Genomic DNA, 1,087 nt, shown 5'->3' with positions numbered 1-1,087 from the left:
TGATGGGAGAGCATGTTCAAGAGTGGATTCTAAATGTTCAGATAAAGACATAAAAAAATGAGCGTATTTACATACACTCATTTTTACTACATTTTACTAAAATTTGCTTAACTGACTGGCATTACCATAACAGGGGCTTTTTATTTATAATAAAATTATATATTTAAATAAAAATAAGAGGGTGGGATGGGATTTTCTTTTGTTTCTGAAAGTTTTCAGAATGCATTGGATCGACTTTTTGAAACTGCTCAAAAAAACTTAAATTCTAAAGATGATGAAACTAAGAACTGGGCAAATAAAGTTAGATCTTTAAAAGAGTTCTTTACTAATAGGACACTTGAATATCTTGACATAAATCTACATGAGACAAAGAAGTGGAACTTATTTGATGTAAGTCAATTAGCTGACTCAATTATTGCTAATGATTTATTGCATTTAAAATATGGTGCTCTGAGTTTTTATGTTTATTTAAAAGAATGGGAATTTAGACGTGGAATTAAAGAAAATGAACAACACAATCCTATTGTAAGAAGTTTTTATGACTTCATTTATACTGAAAAAAATCAAAGATATTTAGAGTTCAAAACACATTATGATTTCGTAGATGAATTACCGTTCGTTATCTGTGGGGAAATTTATAGTGATTCAAAGCTTAGTGAAATAAGAAATTTCTTAGAGGAAAAAGATTTTTCAGATTTCAATAGTTTTGTAGAAACCAATACAACAACTTTTGAAATGATCAAAAAATGGGAAGAAAGTTTTGATGAAAAAAAACAAGCTGTATTAGATTTAGAAAATAGGCTTAAAAAAAGCAAGGAAACATATGATTTCATTTTACTCAACAAAGGCTTTAAAGAGCTTTATGAGCAAAAAAAAGAAGAACTAAAAGAGCGTAGAGATAGTTTTTCGAAATTTGGTGCAACATTGGCCATTACTCCATTGACTCTGATCATATTTTCTGAGAGCGTTCAAAATTCTGTGTCAGCCGAATTGGCTAGAGTTTAATTATATCATCGAGCCTGCCTTCAAAGTAAATCGATAACTGTGTGATGGTTTGCCCCCAGTTTGTCACCGGCATTGTCCATTT

The 1,087-nt window shown here is 30.2% G+C and carries 1 protein-coding gene; it reads left to right on the top strand.

Annotated elements, in window-relative coordinates:
• Positions 1 to 186: 186 nt before the first annotated feature.
• Positions 187 to 1,005 carry a hypothetical protein gene (locus FTT63_RS15555; protein ID WP_127800934.1) on the top strand — a complete coding sequence of 273 codons (819 nt, stop codon included), beginning with the start codon at positions 187 to 189 and terminating at the stop codon, positions 1,003 to 1,005.
• Positions 1,006 to 1,087: the final 82 nt, after the last annotated feature.

It is taken from the genome of Acinetobacter sp. C15 (assembly GCF_013420645.1).
Lineage (GTDB): Bacteria > Pseudomonadota > Gammaproteobacteria > Pseudomonadales > Moraxellaceae > Acinetobacter > Acinetobacter indicus.
The sequence above is the reverse complement of the archived record's forward strand: the minus strand, read 5'-3'. Positions and strand labels throughout refer to the sequence as shown.